This window comes from Acinetobacter sp. LipI_19, assembly GCF_058242925.1.
On sequence record NZ_JBZAYK010000001.1, the window covers coordinates 3,868,890 to 3,885,197 of the forward strand.

5 protein-coding genes and 1 pseudogene are annotated in these 16,308 nt (G+C 41.4%); 2 read left to right on the forward strand and 4 right to left on the reverse strand.

All coding sequences use genetic code 11. From position 1 onward, the window contains the following. Window positions 1-54: 54 nt before the first annotated feature. Window positions 55-10,716 (reverse strand): annotated as a pseudogene (locus AC4CVF_RS18630) (ESPR-type extended signal peptide-containing protein). 687 nt (window positions 10,717-11,403) lie between these two features. Between AC4CVF_RS18630 and fmt the strand changes: the two are divergent. Together fmt and rsmB are read left to right on the forward strand one after the other, a co-directional pair. Continuing rightward, window positions 11,404-12,363 (forward strand): methionyl-tRNA formyltransferase, encoded by a 960-nt coding sequence (gene fmt / locus AC4CVF_RS18635; RefSeq protein ID WP_336954815.1) that lies wholly within the window; start codon window positions 11,404-11,406, stop codon window positions 12,361-12,363. Further along, window positions 12,360-13,667: a 16S rRNA (cytosine(967)-C(5))-methyltransferase RsmB gene (rsmB, locus tag AC4CVF_RS18640; RefSeq protein WP_336954814.1), complete on the forward strand. Its 1,308-nt coding sequence runs from the start codon at window positions 12,360-12,362 to the stop codon at window positions 13,665-13,667. The genes fmt and rsmB overlap by 4 nt, the downstream gene beginning before the upstream one ends. A gap of 51 nt (window positions 13,668-13,718) precedes the next feature. Here the strand turns inward: rsmB and AC4CVF_RS18645 are convergent, their stop codons facing one another. From AC4CVF_RS18645 to AC4CVF_RS18655, 3 genes are all read right to left on the reverse strand, one after another. After that, complete coding sequence (locus tag AC4CVF_RS18645) at window positions 13,719-13,862, reverse strand: methionine/alanine import family NSS transporter small subunit (RefSeq protein ID WP_004718897.1); 144 nt, start codon at window positions 13,860-13,862, stop codon at window positions 13,719-13,721. 10 nt (window positions 13,863-13,872) lie between these two features. After that, a complete protein-coding gene (locus AC4CVF_RS18650; RefSeq protein ID WP_336954813.1) occupies window positions 13,873-15,351 on the reverse strand; it encodes a sodium-dependent transporter in 1,479 nt (492 codons plus the stop codon). Between the two features lie 321 nt (window positions 15,352-15,672). Further along, on the reverse strand, window positions 15,673-16,260 hold the full coding sequence (locus AC4CVF_RS18655) for a DUF1287 domain-containing protein (protein WP_419329254.1): 588 nt from the start codon (window positions 16,258-16,260) through the stop codon (window positions 15,673-15,675). Between the last annotated feature and the right edge of the window lie 48 nt (window positions 16,261-16,308).

The following is a 16,308-nucleotide window of genomic DNA, read 5'->3' on the forward strand; positions in this document are numbered from 1 at the left end:
CTTAAAAAGTTGTCAAGAAAAAGGAAGACCGTTCGATCTTCCTTGTCTCGTGATTTAATCAATTACACCACTGATACCGATACGAACACTTGGGTCACCTTGAGATGCTGCCGCAACACCACCTGTAATCGACCAACGTCCATTGTCTGCAGTTTTACGTAAGGTCACACCTACCGCATTCTCACCACCGTGATAAGCTGCTCCAGCTGCATAAGTATATTTACCTGCTATATAAGGTGCTGATTCAAGTGCCATTGCTGCTGCAATACCTGCATTGGCTTTTTTCTCAACATCATCAATCCGGTTATTGGTAATACGGAAAGCGTTATCCAACTTGTTGCTAACATTGTCAATTTTGCTATTTAATGCTTGATCCGCTTGGTTCAATGCATCGATTGCACCACCGACATTGTTATACTTAGAGTCACCTACGTTGTAAGTTGGAGCAGTGAAGCTACCTGTAATATTGTCATAACCAGCACCACCGCCAAGATAATTCACAACTGCTTGGTTAGTCGTATTCAATTGGCTGCCGTTGACTGCATCTTTTGATGTTGCATTGACTGCGCCATCTTTAACACCTGTCACAACACGGTTGCCATCTGTACCCGCCACGCTCACACTTGTACCACCAGTATCTTTCGCGACTGTAACAGTTGCATCCTTACCTGCTTGTTGAACTAAACCGACAGTACCATTATTAATATCATTTTTGATGTTGCTGATATCCGTTGAGTTTTGATCAACTTGTTGCTGAACATTCCATAATTGACCACCATTTACAGCATCTTTAGAACCTTGAGTCACTGCACCATCTTTTACATTGCTAATGGTTGTGCCATTTGCACCACCACCGAGTGTGATCTTATCTTTTGATGCATCGTCATATTTAACAGCATTATTGGCAAGCTCATTGACATTGTTATTCACAGTGCCAATTGCGCTATCTAACTGCCCTTTATTGACTGCATCTGTAGCGTTAACAGCATTTGCCACATTGGTAATTGTTTTATTACCTGCGTTAATACCTGCCACCGTTACACTTGGCCCACCTGCAATGGTTAATCCTGTGTTGTTTATCACAACCGCATTACTACCAATTGAGATTCCAGCATTATTGAGAACCGTATCACCTGCTTTCACAGAATCAACTGTTAAATCTTTAGCTGTTGATACTTCATAATTGTCTGAACCATCAGCATTTTTGCTCTTATTCACAACAATATTCTGACCATTAGAAACAGTCGTTTTAGAAGTTGTTGCTGCAGAGCCAATGGCTTTATCCAATGCTGTTAAAGCATCTCCAACATTCGACTGATTACCTTGTGCAACATTATAGGTTGGTCCTGTAATGGTGCCGTCAGCATTGACTTTCGCATTACCGCCCAAACCATTTACAAGTGCATTTTGAGTGGTAACAACTTGGTTACCAACAGCTTTTAACTGCGCTACATTTACAGCATCAGCATCTGCGCTACCCGCTGCAACACCAGTAATTTGACGATAAATACCGCTTACCGCATCACCAACTGCTACTGCACCAGTTGTTGATGTTGTATTGCTAATTGCTGTTTTGTCTGCACTTGTTGCAGCTGACAGCGCATAACCCGCAACACCAGCACCAGTCGTCGCCGCTGAGCCATTGCCTAACACAACTGAACCAGCAACTGTTTTGGTCACATTGTTTCCAAGTACAAACGTATCATCTGTAAGCACTTGGTTATTATTACCTACAGAATAACTGTTTGCACCATCAACAATGGTCGGGTCACCAATCGCACCAGAATGGTTGCCTTTCACTTTATTGCCCGTACCAATACTGATTGATTGTGTACCTAATGCCTCAGCACCCTGACCAATTGCAATGGATTGTTTGCCCTCAGCTTTTGTATTGTGACCTAATGCAACAGCACTATCTGCACCTGTTGCCACAATTGCATTTACACCAATCGCTGTAGAGTTTAAACCACCCGCACTTGAGTCATTAGTTGTTCCTAAATCACCTTTCGACATATCGGCATTGGTATGGAAGAACTTAATACCATCGGTATTCATCTTCTGTACTGTTTGACCAATCGTCAAGCGATCTGTGGTTTCTTGACCTTGCTTATCATAAGTTAAGAACAGTGAATCTTGGTTCTTATTGTCAGGTTTTGTATTTACAACTTGGTCAATAATATTCACTTTGTTGCCATTACCATCTACAACTTCAGTGATGTTTTTCGTGACAGCTTGCTTCAATTGCTCTTCAGTCGCTACTCTACCTTTAGTCGCAAAATCACTCGCTGTAAGATCTTTATTACTTAATCCTTCAATTGTGTCACTTGCCTTATTAACAACAACATTACCTACAGTCACTTTATCGAAGTTTACGTCTTTCGCTGTTTCAACTTGATAGTTACTTGAACCATCTGCATTGGTACCAGCAGTCACAACAACGTTGTCTCCAGCGGTAACTGTGGTCTTCGCTTTGGTTGCTGAATCTTTAATGCTGTTGATTGCCCCATCAATTGTGTTTGAACCCGTGCCACCAATGTTACTTGTCGTAATGATACCAGTCGTTGCATCTCTAGTGGTCAAACCGCCAATTGCATTTTTCAGACTATTACCAACATCATACAATTGACTACCGTTGATCGCATCAGTTGATGTTGCGTTAATAGCGCCTGCTTTAACATTGGTGATTGTTGTTCCACCTGTACCTGCAAGGGTTACGCTATCGTAGTTTGCACTACCATCAGCATTCTTGTCGTACTTCACTGCAAACTTATCAGTTTCACCTTGCGATGCATTGAGACTATTGATCGCTTTGTTAATGCTGGTTTCTGTGTTGCCACTACCATCTTTCACTGTCAACGCTGTGTTATCTACACCTGCAATGGTATTGCCTGAGCCATCTTTAACCGAGATGCCATCTTTACCGATCACAGTAGAACCATTTGTACCATTGATTCCATCGTTCACTGTAATACCAGTTAAGTTGTTGAGGTTTTTATTTAACTCAATCGCAACTTGACCATTTGCAACCTTCGTAGTGATGTTGCTATCTGCACCCACTACTTCAACTGCTTCGCCTAAGTTCTTCTGTACTTTAGCGCCATCTGCTGCTTGTAATGCAAAGCCTTTGCTCGTCGCTGCATTGGTTGCATCAACAACTGCATTGTTCAGATCACCTGCGTTAACAGCTTTGCTCGCATTGGCCTCTTTAGTGTAATCACCAGCACTCGCAACATTGTTTAAGCTTGTACCACCTATTGTGGTGATCTTGCCTGTCGTTGCATCTTTAGTACTACTTGAAGCACTACCTGCAAGGGTCACGCTGTCATAGTTTGCACTACCATCAGCATTCTTGTCGTACTTCACTGCAAACTTGTCAGTTTCACCTTGCGATGCATTGAGACTATTGATCGCTTTGTTAATGCTGGTTTCTGTGTTGCCACTACCATCTTTAACGGTTAATGCTGTGTTATCTACACCTGCAATAGTATTGCCTGAACCATCTTTAACTGAGATGCCATCTTTACCGATCACTGTAGAACCATTTGTACCATCGGTTCCATCGTGCACTGTAATACCAGTTAAGTTGTTGAGGTTTTTATTTAACTCAATCGCAACTTGACCATTTGCAACCTTCGTAGTGATGTTGCTATCTGCACCCACTACTTCAACTGCTTCGCCTAACTTTTTGTTAATCGTATTGCCATCTGCTGCTTTTAAGCCAAAGCCAGTATTGGTAAGACCTGTACTTAAGCTATCCAACTGACCTTTGTTCACTGCATCTGTTGCTGTCGTTGCATCTGCTACGTTTTCAACTTTGTTGCCATTGGCATCTAGACCATTCGCAGTCACTTTGCCTGCAAATACTGGTGCATCTGCCAATTGGATATCTAGCGTATTGCCAGTGATCACTGTCTTGATGTTGCTGTTCGAACCCGCGCCTGTTAAGCCACCAGTAATGTTCAGCGTTTCACCCAGTTTACGATCAACTGTACCGCTGTTACCCGTAAACGTTACCGGTTTGATCACTTCAGTATTGAGGTTAGTTAATGCATCACCCACATTGTTCGCTGTGGTGGTCGTACCATCTGTTTTTGTAGTCACATAGCTTGGCGCACTGATCGCACCTGTCGTGTTGTCATAAGTTGACCCACCGCCCAAGTTCGTCGCTGTGCTCGTACCCAAAGTATCTGTCTTTGTGCTTGACGCTGTCGTCGCTGCATCTAACTGACCTTTGTTCACTGCATCTGTTGCTGTCGTTGCATCTGCTACGTTTTCAACTTTATTGCCATTGGCATCTAAACCATTCGCAGTCACTTTGCCTGCAAATACTGGTGCATCTGCCAATTGGATATCTAGCGTATTGCCAGTGATCACTGTCTTGATGTTGCTGTTCGAACCTGCGCCTGTTAAGCCACCAGTAATGTTCAGCGTTTCACCCAGTTTACGATCAACTGTACCGCTGTTACCCGTAAACGTTACCGGTTTGATCACTTCAGTATTGAGGTTAGTTAATGCATCACCCACATTGTTCGCTGTGGTGGTCGTACCATCTGTTTTTGTAGTCACATAGCTTGGCGCACTGATCGCACCTGTCGTGTTGTCATAAGTTGACCCACCGCCCAAGTTCGTCGCTGTGCTCGTACCCAAAGTATCTGTCTTTGTGCTTGATGCTGTCGTCGCTGCATCTAACTGACCTTTGTTCACTGCATCTGTTGCTGTCGTTGCATCTGCTACGTTTTCAACTTTATTGCCATTGGCATCTAAACCATTCGCAGTCACTTTGCCTGCAAATACTGGTGCATCTGCCAATTGGATATCTAGCGTATTGCCAGTGATCACTGTCTTGATGTTGCTGTTCGAACCTGCGCCTGTTAAGCCACCAGTAATGTTCAGCGTTTCACCCAGTTTACGATCAACTGTACCGCTGTTACCCGTAAACGTTACCGGTTTGATCACTTCAGTGTTGAGGTTAGTTAATGCATCACCCACATTGTTCGCTGTGGTGGTCGTACCATCTGTTTTTGTAGTCACATAGCTTGGCGCACTGATCGCACCTGTCGTGTTGTCATAAGTTGACCCACCGCCCAAGTTCGTCGCTGTGCTCGTACCCAAAGTATCTGTCTTTGTGCTTGATGCTGTCGTCGCTGCATCTAACTGACCTTTGTTCACTGCATCTGTTGCTGTCGTTGCATCTGCTACGTTTTCAACTTTATTGCCATTGGCATCTAAACCATTCGCAGTCACTTTGCCTGCAAATACTGGTGCATCTGCCAATTGGATATCTAGCGTATTGCCAGTGATCACTGTCTTGATGTTGCTGTTCGAACCCGCGCCTGTTAAGCCACCAGTAATGTTCAGCGTTTCACCCAGTTTACGATCAACTGTACCGCTGTTACCCGTAAACGTTACCGGTTTGATCACTTCAGTATTGAGGTTAGTTAATGCATCACCCACATTGTTCGCTGTGGTGGTCGTACCATCTGTTTTTGTAGTCACATAGCTTGGCGCACTGATCGCACCTGTCGTGTTGTCATAAGTTGACCCACCGCCCAAGTTCGTCGCTGTGCTCGTACCCAAAGTATCTGTCTTTGTGCTTGATGCTGTCGTCGCTGCATCTAACTGACCTTTGTTCACTGCATCTGTTGCTGTCGTTGCATCTGCTACGTTTTCAACTTTATTGCCATTGGCATCTAGACCATTCGCAGTCACTTTGCCTGCAAATACTGGTGCATCTGCCAATTGGATATCTAGCGTATTGCCAGTGATCACTGTCTTGATGTTGCTGTTCGAACCCGCGCCTGTTAAGCCACCAGTAATGTTCAGCGTTTCACCCAGTTTACGATCAACTGTACCGCTGTTACCCGTAAACGTTACCGGTTTGATCACTTCAGTGTTGAGGTTAGTTAATGCATCACCCACATTGTTCGCTGTGGTGGTCGTACCATCTGTTTTTGTAGTCACATAGCTTGGCGCACTGATCGCACCTGTCGTGTTGTCATAAGTTGACCCACCGCCCAAGTTCGTCGCTGTGCTCGTACCCAAAGTATCTGTCTTTGTGCTTGACGCTGTCGTCGCTGCATCTAACTGACCTTTGTTCACTGCATCTGTTGCTGTCGTTGCATCTGCTACGTTTTCAACTTTGTTGCCATTGGCATCTAAACCATTCGCAGTCACTTTGCCTGCAAATACTGGTGCATCTGCCAATTGGATATCTAGCGTATTGCCAGTGATCACTGTCTTGATGTTGCTGTTCGAACCCGCGCCTGTTAAGCCACCAGTAATGTTCAGCGTTTCACCCAGTTTACGATCAACTGTACCGCTGTTACCCGTAAACGTTACCGGTTTGATCACTTCAGTATTGAGGTTAGTTAATGCATCACCCACATTGTTCGCTGTGGTGGTCGTACCATCTGTTTTTGTAGTCACATAGCTTGGCGCACTGATCGCACCTGTCGTGTTGTCATAAGTTGACCCACCGCCCAAGTTCGTCGCTGTGCTCGTACCCAAAGTATCTGTCTTTGTGCTTGACGCTGTCGTCGCTGCATCTAACTGACCTTTGTTCACTGCATCTGTTGCTGTCGTTGCATCTGCTACGTTTTCAACTTTGTTGCCATTGGCATCTAGACCATTCGCAGTCACTTTGCCTGCAAATACTGGTGCATCTGCCAATTGGATATCTAGCGTATTGCCAGTGATCACTGTCTTGATGTTGCTGTTCGAACCCGCGCCTGTTAAGCCACCAGTAATGTTCAGCGTTTCACCCAGTTTACGATCAACTGTACCGCTGTTACCCGTAAACGTTACCGGTTTGATCACTTCAGTGTTGAGGTTAGTTAATGCATCACCCACATTGTTCGCTGTGGTGGTCGTACCATCTGTTTTTGTAGTCACATAGCTTGGCGCACTGATCGCACCTGTCGTGTTGTCATAAGTTGACCCTCCACCCAAGTTCGTCGCTGTGCTCGTACCCAAAGTATCTGTCTTTGTGCTTGACGCTGTCGTCGCTGCATCTAACTGACCTTTGTTCACTGCTTGATCATCGGTAGTTGCATCAGCAACATTACTGATATTCGTGTTAGCTGCATTAATACCAGTGCTTGTAACGCTTGGACCACCTGTAATCGTCAATCCACTATTATCTAACTTTGTATTGCCTGTCGTGACACTACCAGCTGCACCTAAGTCTAGGTTTGGATTTAACTTAACCTGTACGCCATCTGTAGTCGCAACTGTACTAATATTGGTGTCGCCAGTGATAGAAACCGTATCACCTAATTTCTTCGTAGCGCTGGTCGCTGCAGTATCACCTTTAAAGGTTAAACCGGTATTATCAACCGCTGTCTTCGCATCTACACCTTTCTGAATATCTGTTTTGGTGCTTGCTGCAAGGTCAACTTTATAGTCAGTAACATTGTTCGCATCTTTAGTTCCAGCAGTTACCGTTACAGCTGATGAACCTGCTGATGCGGTGGTACCATTGGCATTAACAGTATAAACATCTTGACCATTTGCACCAGTAGTTTTTGCTACTCCCGCTATATTGGTTCCACCTGCAACTTCAGTTTTTGATGCCGCAGCTTTAGAATCAACATAGGTTTTATTGGTCGCATCTGTACCAGCTGTTGGTGCATTGTTGACTGTTACTTTATCTGCTGTGACTTGAGCTGCAGTAATTCCTGCATTGTTAATAACAGTTGCACCTGTAGTAACACTGCCTGTTGTACCTAAGTCCAATGCATTCGATAACGCAACTTCCACTTTACCTGCATTTACTTTAGTCGTGATATTGCTGTTTGAACCTACAACTTCAACCGCTTCACCTAACTTCTTGTTAACAGTAGTGCCGTCCTGCGCTTTTAAACCAAAGCCCAAGTTCGTCAATGTTGAACCAGCATCATCTACATACTTTTTATTGGCTGCATCTGTATTATTTGTTGGCGCAGCAACATTTGTAATCGCTAACCCACCTGCATTAATACCTGTTGTTTTATTGATAACAACGCCGCCAACCGTAACTTGGTCAGCTGTTACACCTGCATTATTAATAGTGGTATTACCCGTTTTAACGCTACCCGCTGCACCTAAGTCTAGGTTTGGATTTAACTTAACCTGTAAGCCATCTGTAGTCGCAACTGTACTAATATTGGTGTCGCCAGTGATAGAAACCGTATCACCTAATTTCTTAGTAGAGCTGGTCGCTGCGGTATCACCTTTAAAGGTTAAACCGGTATTATCAACTGCTGTCTTCGCATCTACACCTTTTTGAATATCGGTTTTGGTGCTTGCTGCAAGATCTACTTTATAGTCAGTAACGTTGTTTGCATCTTTAGTTCCCGCAGTCACTGTGACAGCTGATGAACCTGCTGATGCGGTGCTACCATTAGCATTAACCGTATAAACATCTTGACCATTTGCACCTGTAGTTTTTGCGACACCTGCTATATTGGTTCCACCAGCAACTTCAGTTTTTGATGCCGCAGCTTTAGAGTCAACATAGGTTTTATTGGTCGCATCTGTGCCAACTGTTGGTGCAGCAACATTGGTAATCGCTAACCCACCAGCATTAATACCTGTTGTTTTATTGATAACAACGCCACCAACCGTAACTTGGTCAGCTGTTACACCTGCATTGTTAATAGTGGTATTACCCGTTTTAACGCTACCAGCTGCGCCTAAATCTAAGTTTGGATTTAACTTAACTTGTACGCCATTCGCTGTCGCGACTGTACTAATATTAGTGTCACCAGTGATGGAAACCGTATCACCTAATTTCTTTGTAGTACTTGTCGCTGCGGTATCACCTTTAAAGGTTAAGCCAGTATTATCAACGGCCGTTTTAGCATCTACACCTTTTTGAATATCGGTTTTGGTGCTTGCTGCAAGGTCAACTTTATAGTCAGTAACATTATTTGCATCTTTAGTTCCCGCAGTTACTGTGACTGCCGATGAGCCTGCTGATGCGGTAGTACCATTAGCATTAACGGTATAAACATCTTGGCCATTTGCACCTGTAGTTTTTGCGACACCTGCTATATTGGTTCCACCAGCAACTTCAGTTTTTGATGCCGCAGCTTTAGAGTCAACATAGGTTTTATTGGTCGCATCTGTGCCAACTGTTGGTGCATTGTTAACTGTAACACTTGTAAACGTAGGTGTTGCACTTGTAGCAACTGAATAAGTTATTGAACCATCCGCTGCTGTTGTAGGAGTAACGACTATATTGCTACCACTTATTACTGTTCTTTTTGATGCTTTAATCGCATCATCAATAGTCGTTTTACCCGTTCCACCAATATTAGTAGGTGCTGTGTAAGTATTCGTTACAGGATCATAAGCAGCATTTCCACCTAGAACATTTTTCAGATTTGTATGTGTATCATCATATGCTTTATCTAATTGTGCGACTGTAACTGCATCAGATGCAGCAGAACCATCAGCCACATTCTGAATACGACGGTTGCCTGTTACAGTTCCATTACCAACAGATACCGCTCCAACAGTAGGAGCAGCTTGTGATGTTAAAAATCCTGTTCCAGTAATAGCTGTCGTTGTAGAGCCATTACCCAAAGCAACACTATTATCAATACTAGCTATAGCAGAAGTACCGAGTGCAGTCGAGTTAGCTCCTGTGGCTTGAGCACCATTCCCCAATGCTGTACTATTTGTGTTATTTGCAGTTGCAGCATTACCAAGTGCGGTCGAATTAGCTCCTGTGGCTTGAGCACCTGGACCCACACCTACAGCAAAAGAACCTGCTTGGGTATTTCTTCCCATAGCCACACCACCAACTGCAACACCACTATTTGCAGTTACTGTTGCTCCTCCACCGATCGCAATTGCATAATTATTACCACCCGCATTAGAATTATCACCAATTGCGATTTGTGCGAATGTAGTTGTTTTTGCACCATTACCTAAAGCAATCTGCCCTCCAGTTCCTGCTGGATTGCTACTAGCAATATTACTATTACTCGCATTTGTACCAATCGCAATATTATTCAGAGATTCAGTACCAACAGCGCCTGTAAAAGCATTTTTACCAATCGCAATTGTCCCAGTATTAGTTGCCCTAGATTGGCCACCAATCGCAATACTATCCGTACCGGTCGACTGTGCGCCTCTAATCGTATTACCACCAATAGCAACCGAACCACTGCCAGAAGCCGTAACTGCATTTGCAATTGGTAAAACATTTCCAGAAGCAGACCCAGTAGCTGTTCCACCTAATGCTACAGCATTTTGTCCTGTTGACTGACTGCCTTCACCAAGTGCAGTACTACCAACACCAGTCGCTCGACTCTCAACCCCTAAAGCCGTACCAAAAGCATTGGCTTGACTATTATGACCCACAGCTGTACCAGCAACACCCGTAACTTCTGAAAATGCTCCATATGCAGTTGCTGCAAGATTATTATTTCCTTTAGCATTACATCCTGAAATCAAAGAAAAGGTACCTGAACCATCCGTTGCCTGTGAATTAGTCGCTCCTGGATTTATATTTCCAACAACTCCAGTAGCTCCAGTGGTACAAGTACTTGAATCTGTGTTAATAACATTTGCAGTTACATTAGAGGAAAAGGTTATCATCAAACTAACTGTTGCTGCACCAATAATCCCAGTTACTTTTGAAGACTTGGTTTTCCCTTTTGCCAATTCAGAAACTGCAACTCACGCAGACAATGTCGCATTCCAAATCACTTTGTAGATCTTATTCATATTACTTTTCCTTTAGGGGATGCATTACAGCAGCTGGTCCCGCCCCGACAATGCATATAAAATGTACAATTTTTTTTATTTAACAATTTACATACATTTAAATCAATAGAAAAATGAGATATATTTCACTTTTTTTATTTTTTTAAACAACCGGTCTAAACTTTTACAAAAAAACAAAAAAAACTATACATTTATTTATTTTTAACTATACAAATCAATAGTTTATTTTATTACAAAAAAACATTAAGATTTATTAAATACATATTGTTCTTAAATTGACCATGTGACAAAATTTGTCACATTTATCAAAACAATGCGAGACTTAGTTTACATTTGACACATTGTTAAATTCTGATTAACTGCCTATTCTAATCCAGTTAACAATTTTTACTGCGAAATATGTCACAATAATTCTCGTTTCAATCTCTAAATACTCTCTTTATTTAGATTAAGTTAAAAATAAGACCTTTTTCTATCAATTTAAGGTGAAAATTTTTATATAAAAAAGTGATATTTATTTTAAAAACGGTTGCTGGCTATTTTGAAATTAGATAAGTGATCAGAACAAAATATACAATTGATCGTATTTTATTTTTTACATAGAAAAACCCGTATTTTCATTTGAAAACGCCACCGCATAATCAGGTTTGCTATAATTCAATTTAAAATTTAATCTGAGCATAACTTTTGAAGATCATTTTTGCAGGTACACCCGAATTTGCAGCTTCTGCTTTAGCAGCACTCATTGAAACTGATCACGAAATCGTCGCTGTGTATACTCAACCCGACCGCAAATCAGGTCGTGGACAAAAAATGACAGCTTCAGCCGTGAAACAACTTGCGCTGGCAAACAACCTACCCGTCTATCAGCCACTTCATTTCAAAGCATCGACAGACGAAGGCTTAGCCGCTCAACAAGAATTAGCAGCTTTGGGTGCAGATGTAATGGTAGTTGCGGCTTATGGTTTAATTTTGCCCCAAACCGTATTAGATACACCGCGCTATGGTTGTTTAAATATTCATGGTTCTTTGCTACCACGTTGGCGTGGTGCCGCTCCGATTCAGCGTGCCATTGCAACAGGTGATACTGAAACAGGGGTAACGATCATGAAAATGGCGGCTGGTTTAGATACAGGTGATATGATCTTTAAAACAGTTTGCCCAATCACAGCACAAGAAACCTCAGCGACTTTATATGACAAACTTGCGATTCAAGGTGCTGAAGCAATTTGTGTTGTATTAGAATCAGAACAAAAGCTACAACAATATTTAGATGCACGTGAAGTTCAAGATGAACAATTTACGGTATATGCACATAAACTCACAAAAGCTGAAGCGCAAATTGACTGGACTAAATCAGCAGTTGAACTTGATCGCAATATTCGGGCATTCAATCCTTGGCCAGTCGCATTTACACCAATAGATGAAACCAATAATTTACGTGTATGGAATTCTCAAATTTCAGATCTTACAGCCAATGGCGAAGTACCCGGAACCATTATCGAAATGAACAAACAAGGTGTACATGTACTGTGTGGAGATGGTGTGATTTGTCTGACTAGCCTACAATGGCCAGGTGGTAAAGCCATTAACCCTGTACAAATTATACAAAGCCATAAACTTTCAGTAGGAAATATATTCGCATGAGCCAAATTCAATCATCTGCAAAAAATTTGAATTTGCGCGCACAAGTGGTTAAAACACTTTTAGCTGTTCAAAATGGACAGTCTTTGGCTTCCGTTTTAAACCAACATATCAATATTGTTTCTGAACGTGATCGTGGTTTATACCATGAGCTTACTTTGGGCTGTCTACGTCAGTGGTATTCTTTAAAAGCAATTACCTTACCCTTGCTCACAAAACCATTAGAAAATGAAGCACTAGAAAGTTGCTTATATTTGGGTTTATACCAGATTTTATGCACCCGTATTCCTGCACATGCGGCGATTTCAGAAACGGTAAATGCTGCTAAGCAATTAGGTTTTGAACCGATGAGTGGTTTGGTCAATGCCATCCTTCGTCGTGTTTCACGTGAAACAACAGAGTTTCAAACGGCTTTGAATAATACCCATGGTTTACCAAGCTGGCTATTCAAACGACTAAAAAAAGATTGGGCCGATCAGCTTCCTGAAATCTGTCAAAATTTAAAACAAGTTGCTCCACTAACGCTTCGTGTCAATGAACGTCAAATTAGTCGTGATGAATATCTTGATATTTTAGATGAAGAACAGATTGATGCTCGCCCTTGTACACTTTCAGATGTTGGTATAGTTCTGGAGCAAACCGGCAACATTACTCATTTACCTGGCTTTGAAGAAGGCGGATTTTCTGTTCAAGATGAACATGCTCAATTGTGTGCAACACTGTTACCCAACTTAGATGACAAAGTCATTATCGATGCTTGTGCAGCACCGGGTGGTAAAGCAGCTCATATCTTAGAACGTTTCAATCCTAAAAAATTAATCGCGCTCGATCATGATGCTAAACGATTATTGCGTGTTTCAGAAAACTTGGAACGCCTTGAATTAAATGTTGATGCAACAGTTGAAATCATCACAGCAGATGCTACAACATGGGTGCCTAAAGAGTTGGTCGATTGCATCGTATTGGATGCACCTTGTTCTGCTATTGGTGTTATGCGTCGTCATCCTGATATCCGGTTATTGCGTCAATCTACAGATATTCAGCAAGTGGTCGATCTGCAAAAGCAAATTTTAAAGCATATGTGGCAGCAGCTTAAAGTTGGTGGAACACTACTTTATATTACATGCTCAATTCTGAAAGTTGAAAATGAACAGCAGATGGTCGAGTTTTTTGCTGAACATGCAGATGCTGAGGAAATCAAGATTGATGCAAACTGGGGAATAGAACAAATTCACGGTCGTCAATTGTTACCTGAAGCGCATCATGGTGATGGTTTCTATTATTGCAGAATTCAGAAAACCGCTTAAAAAAACGCATTAAAAAAGCAGGCTAATTAGCCTGCTTTTTTTGACTCAAGTTTAAAGCGTATGATGGTCTTTGACTTCTTCCAGAACTTCATCCAATTCTTCAGGATTTTTCATCAAATGTAGGATCGATAAAATCAACCCACCCCATAAAAACACCATTGAAATAATCATCATCACGATTGCAGAAGTATTCATTTTGACGCTCCTATCGATCTTTCATTTTGCTAAGGATTAAAGCAATAACAGCACAGAAAATCACACTGCCCCAACCAAAGAACATCAACATACTTGAACTATAGGTATCGTATCCATTTTTAATCAAGCTAAAAACGGTCATACATAAAGTGACCAGCAAAATTAAAGAAGTGATTACGGTTAAAGTGAAATCCCAACCTTTACCCAGTTGAACAGTTGAAATACGATTCACGTGATCACGTAGTTCCATCAATGCTGAACGTTTAAACCATGCTATTGAAATAATTGACAATAATGCACCGCCAATAATCCCAATATTATTGATAAAGTGATCGACGATATCCACCAGTTTAATCGAATTCACACTAGAGAATAAGAAAATTGAAACCAGTGCACTGCCCCCACCAATAATACTTACGGCTTTTTTTCGTCCCCATTTTAACTTGTCTTGCATCGCTGCAATCGGTACTTCAAGGATACTCACCATTGAAGAAATACCAGCAACAAATAAAGAAGAGAAGAATAGTAAACCGAATAAATCCGCACCCGCACCTAAACTAGAAATGATTTTAGGGAAAGCAATGAAGGCCAAACCAATACCACCGCTGACCACTTGATCTACAGGTTTCCCTGCTGAAAAAGCCATAAACCCCAATGCAGCGAAGATACCAATACCCGCAAGAATTTCAGTAGAAGCATTAGCAAAACCAACGATGAGACCTGAGCCTGTTAAATTGGTTTTTGGTTTAAGATACGAGGCATAAGTCACCATAATCCCAAAACCAACAGAGAGTGAAAAGAAAGTATGGCCATATGCTGCAAGCCATACTTTATAATCCCACATTGCAGCCCAGTTCGGTGTAAAGAAAGCATTTAAACCTTGGACCGCTCCAGGTAAACGCAAAGCTTGAATAACAAGGATAGTGAATAGAATAAACAATAAAGGCATGAAAATTTTATTGGATAATTCAACCCCTTTTTTCACACCACCAAATAAGATGATCAGCGTTAATGCCCAAATTCCCACAATTGGCCAAAATAAATGACCAACAAACTGAAAATCAAAACTTGTTGATTTTGAGGTTTGTAAATAGGTATTGAAGAAGAAGTTTTCAGGATCACTGCCCCACAATTGACCTACAGAAAAGTAAACATAACTGCCTGCCCAAGTCAGTACGCTGGCATAGTACAAACCAATAATGATACAGACACAGACTTGCCACCATCCTAAAGTTTCCCCACCTTTAAATAAAGCACGATATGCTTTAGGAGGTGAGGTATTACTTTTATGCCCTGTCGCATAGTCTAAAAATAATAGCGGCAAACCTGCTGTGATAAGTGCAATTAAATATGGAATTAAAAAAGCGCCGCCACCATTTTCATAGGCAATGTAAGGAAAGCGCCAAATATTACCTAAACCGACAGCCGATCCAACAGCTGCGATAATAAAACCTGATCGTGATGTCCAGTTTTCACGAGATTCTGTCATAAAACACCTAATTCTGTAGATGTCCTCAAATGCTGCTTTTTTTCATTGTGATCTGCGAGCAAAAGAAGTACCAATTTTAAATTTTGTTGTTTGAATAAAACAGCACCTTTTGGGTCCTTTGTTATTATTTCAAACCAGTAACTTTGCAAACTTCTCGGTTAAAGTACATCAACAAAAATTACTGTTTAATGTGGTAACAATACTCGTTTTGCAGCGCTTTTTCTGTAATTTGTGTCCATTTTCCCATGTTTTTTTTACTTTTCATCACACATGGTTAATTTTTAGCTATTTTGATTGATCATTGCTTAAAATTACCTATTTCTAATTAACATTCTTGGGTAAACGATAATGCCCAATAATTTTATATGCATGCAAAATATCATTTTCACGTGTTCCGTAACCGATGTTATGAATGACCAAAGGTGTTTTTGACAGCATTGTGGTTTTATTGGAAATGATACCAATATGGGTTAAACCTTTACCTAAATCCCATGCCACAATATCGCCTGCTTGATATTTTTGATCACTCACTTGATAACCTTGACGCTGAAAATAGGTCATAATATTTGGAACCCGACGATGATCAATATTTCGATCAGTTGCTTTTAAGCCCCATTTTTGTGGATATTTTCTAAAATTGGCTTTCATATCTTCATGAATACGCTGTTGTAGATCTATTTCTTGATGACGTAATGCACGAATGACCACGTCTGTACAGACCCCTTTGACCAATGGAACATCCCCCATTGGATAAGACAATTGAGTATAAGCAGGATCATAATAAAGTGTTTTCCAAATCTGAGAACGTGCATCATTTACCAGTTTTTCAGATTGAAATGCCCAAATTTGCACACTCAGTAAGGAAAGCAAAACCATTAAAAATAATGAATTGAAAAATTTTATTGTCATTTTAACTCTATATAAAATTCAAAGGAAATAAGGAGCCGTAGCCCCTTA

Coding starts and splice junctions, on each gene's coding strand:
- rsmB (WP_336954814.1), top strand. CDS start 12,360: ATGAGCCAAATTCAATCATCTGCAAAAAATTTGAATTTGCGCGCACAA.
- AC4CVF_RS18645 (WP_004718897.1), bottom strand. CDS start 13,862: ATGAATACTTCTGCAATCGTGATGATGATTATTTCAATGGTGTTTTTA.
- AC4CVF_RS18650 (WP_336954813.1), bottom strand. CDS start 15,351: ATGACAGAATCTCGTGAAAACTGGACATCACGATCAGGTTTTATTATC.
- AC4CVF_RS18655 (WP_419329254.1), bottom strand. CDS start 16,260: ATGACAATAAAATTTTTCAATTCATTATTTTTAATGGTTTTGCTTTCC.